Source organism: Gammaproteobacteria bacterium, from assembly GCA_027296625.1.
Classification (GTDB): domain Bacteria; phylum Pseudomonadota; class Gammaproteobacteria; order JAKEHO01; family JAKEHO01; genus JAKEHO01.
This window is the reverse complement of sequence record JAPUIX010000052.1, coordinates 1-3,064: the sequence shown is the minus strand read 5'-3', so window position 1 is coordinate 3,064 and position 3,064 is coordinate 1. Positions and strand designations below refer to the sequence as shown.

The window sequence follows — 3,064 nt, the reverse complement described above, 5'->3', positions numbered from 1 at the left end:
TAGTGGCCGAGTCATCACGGTAGCAATCCCCACTGGAAAGAAAAAGGCCCGCACAGCGCGGACCCTTTCCCCCTACAAGGACTGAGTCACCTCGGCTCAAAACTCCTTTAGACAGGCTGCCGCTCACCTCCGATGTCAGGGAACGGTGTAAATGATTCACAACGTGGGCGGCAATGTTCCCGTTCGGGAGTCGAACCCCCTTACGGAACCGTTAGCACTTGTCTCTTCGGTGTCGCCAAGCTTCAGGGGCCACCCGTTGTTCGAGAAGCTGCCGGTTTGCCAACCTTCAATATCGTTGATCATCGCTGCTCCATTTCAAGCTTCACACTACCTATTAAATCAATCCAGCGATTACGCTGATCTTCTGAGATGGGCAGCTCCCTGTTCGTATAAGCTGAACGATGTATACCGGTCTTGCCTCTAATTACCTTTGATACTTCATACTGATTGTCCCAACCAGGGCAATCGATCGTTCGCCATTCGTACACGACCTCTTCTTCTGATTCAGTAATAACATTCCACATGACATCTGGACAGTCTTTTCGTGTTATCTTTTTCTTAAATCGGAGCATTAGTTTCTTGGCGGTCATTCGTGTTTGCATCCCCGGAAATGTCTGGATGGTCACAAGCTCGGTCCAGTTTTCGACCGTTTCACCTGGCAGGACGAACTCCTTCACGATCTGATCGCTATACCCCTCACTCCACTTTCGTCCATCGAAATCAAATCGGACGCGCTCTATTGGCCCTTTCTCTCTAAGAATGTACTTTACGGTGGAGTGCATTTTGGATAGATCGCCTCGATTACCCTTGATCGCGTGGGGTTGAAAGCCAATGCTCTTGGCTTCCCCGTTATCCTCGTAATCGATGACAAGCCAGACATGCGCGGGCAGAGATCCCAACTGCTCGAGCGAGGCTGAACGCAGAGCTGTAAACGGTATCGCGACCTTATGCTTCTTATTCACATATTCAACGGTGTTCTCGTCTATGGTGAGGGTGCCGGATCTCTTGAATGTGCCGAATGAGCCCGCACCGCCACGAGGTTTTTTCGTATGGACAATCCGGTCGAAGGTCTTCGGTAGGGTAGGGGGTGCGAGTGCTGCGAGTAAGGAATCGACCTGCGCTTTCGGGAAACGTAACTTGGTGATTTTCAGTGTAGAAAGGGCCTTCTCAAACACAGGCCGATTCTTCTCGAAGTATTCCTTGCGGTTGCGCAGAGCAAAGTCATACGTTGTCTGGCCATGCGAGACTGTGTAGATCAACATCACGAATTCCCGGCCCTCTGCCGTTTGGGCGCGCACCAACACCTTTAGGCCCTGACAACCGCCAAGGGAGATCGGCTCTGCCTCCGGGCGATTCAGGAGCTTGCTGCCCCCGCCGAACGCGGTGGCGCGCGTGAGCACACGCAGCATCTTTTTCCTGGCCTTTTTACTTAAGCCGTCGCATGACATCCCCCGCTTGATCGGATAACGGTCTACAAAGAAGGATGGCAATTCGCCCGAATCCACCTGCGCCATTCGCTTGCGCACTTTCGCGCCTAGCGCCGCCTCATCCATCCCCTCCGCCTCAATTCTCATGCTCAAGGCTGAGAAGACGACCACGCCGTACTCCGGAGACCCGCTCTGATTAAAAACATGCCACCCCTGAGGTAATTCGAGGGTGAATTGTTCTTTCAGTCCTTCGTACAACACGAAACCAGCCGCGGACTGGCCGCCTGCCCACGCGGGTGCGCTCAAGCACGCTACCAATAAGACCCAAACGCAGGCTGCCCCGGTGTTCCTTGGGGCTTGTCTAAAACTTGGTGCATTATCTTCGTTCATCGCTCACCCCCTTGCTTTTCTGTCACCGTTTGTTGCCTAAAGCCCCGACTTCAGAGGACGCCAGGGCCTCGAGCACTCCGTTGCGGGCAGCCGTCGATCGACGAGTGGCCCCACGGCTTGACGGAAACTACAAAGAATGGAGGGCAAGACCCCTCATAAAGCGAAAGGACAACAAACTGGCGGGTGGTGAGGGATTATCGTTAGCGGTTCGTAAGATTGGGGCAGGCTTGAGTGCAAACTAAGTCGTCCGCAATCCATCACCCGTCGTAAGGCCCATGCATCACAGTACGGCCCCGCAAAGAACGCAACGAGAATGCGCAGTTGAAGTCGTCTTGTTCGGGGGTGAGGTAAAAGGGCATGGTGGGCTTCCTGTGACCAAAGTCACGACGGTATCAATATCTGCTTTCTGGCGAGACGTTGAAGGCCCAGTATCTTGAGGCAGAAGCCCAGCGTATCGTCAATATGAAGAATGATCCCGAAGGTGCCTACAGCCCTGATATGATTAAGGCGGCAGCGATGCGGCTGCACAAACGACACGCGGTGACTTTGACCATCAACTGTTTGGGCTAGAGACAATCACCAACGCTGACAGTAAAGAGGAAGTTTTTGATCACATTGCCCATGAGCGACAAGAAGAGGAAGAGGTCATCCCGGCCGAGTTTGCCGCTCCCAAAGATGAAGCGGCAGTATAAAAAGGACAGACCCAATGGCGACAAGCAACAGCACATTGAGGTGAAGCGCTTGCACAAGAAAAAGTTAACGCCTCAGCAAATTGCTGACCGGCTAGGCGTCAACATGGCATGGGTGTGCCACGCTATTAACACACCATGACATATAAGCTCCCAAACATCAGCACCCCGTTTTAGGCCTGCGGGTCTACTAGTCGCAAACTTGACGGGAACCGCGGATCTGATTGGGGAAAATGGTGGCAACGGCGGAGAGCCGCCCGTTGTTGGCGTCCCCGAACCCTCTACCCTCATGCTCTTAGGTATCGGTCTCGTTAGGTTTGGGATGGATGGGGCGACGTCGGAAGAACACATAAGAAGAACTTAATAACGAGGGCTGTTTTACACATTCACCCCGCCTTGTGCGGGGATTTTTTTGTCTTGTGGCGAGAGAATAATCCTAATCCGCCTTGGGAGTTTCGGCGGTTGCAGAGATCACAATAGCAGCGGGCCTTTTAAGGTTCTCGTTATGTGGTTAATCGCATCTACCTTCTTCACACTTTTCTTGAGATTCATAAATAA

The 3,064-nt window shown here is 52.8% G+C and carries 3 protein-coding genes; 2 read left to right on the top strand and 1 reads right to left on the bottom strand.

All coding sequences use genetic code 11. The annotated features are described in order from the left end of the window. Positions 1-299: 299 nt before the first annotated feature. The gene (locus O6944_02910; protein MCZ6718090.1) at positions 300-1,817 is read right to left on the bottom strand and encodes a hypothetical protein; all 1,518 of its coding nucleotides are present in this window, start codon (positions 1,815-1,817) and stop codon (positions 300-302) included. A 417-nt stretch (positions 1,818-2,234) separates the two neighbouring features. On the opposite strand from O6944_02910, the gene O6944_02905 reads away from it, so the two are divergent. Next, complete coding sequence (locus O6944_02905; GenBank protein ID MCZ6718089.1) at positions 2,235-2,387, top strand: hypothetical protein; 153 nt, start codon at positions 2,235-2,237, stop codon at positions 2,385-2,387. Between the two features lie 105 nt (positions 2,388-2,492). Then, positions 2,493-2,648 carry a hypothetical protein gene (locus O6944_02900; GenBank protein ID MCZ6718088.1) on the top strand — a complete coding sequence of 52 codons (156 nt, stop codon included), beginning with the start codon at positions 2,493-2,495 and terminating at the stop codon, positions 2,646-2,648. Positions 2,649-3,064: the final 416 nt, after the last annotated feature.

Excerpts from the sequence above, each read along its gene's own strand:
- O6944_02900 (MCZ6718088.1), top strand. The coding sequence starts at position 2,493 with ATGAAGCGGCAGTATAAAAAGGACAGACCCAATGGCGACAAGCAACAG.
- O6944_02910 (MCZ6718090.1), bottom strand. The coding sequence starts at position 1,817 with ATGAACGAAGATAATGCACCAAGTTTTAGACAAGCCCCAAGGAACACC.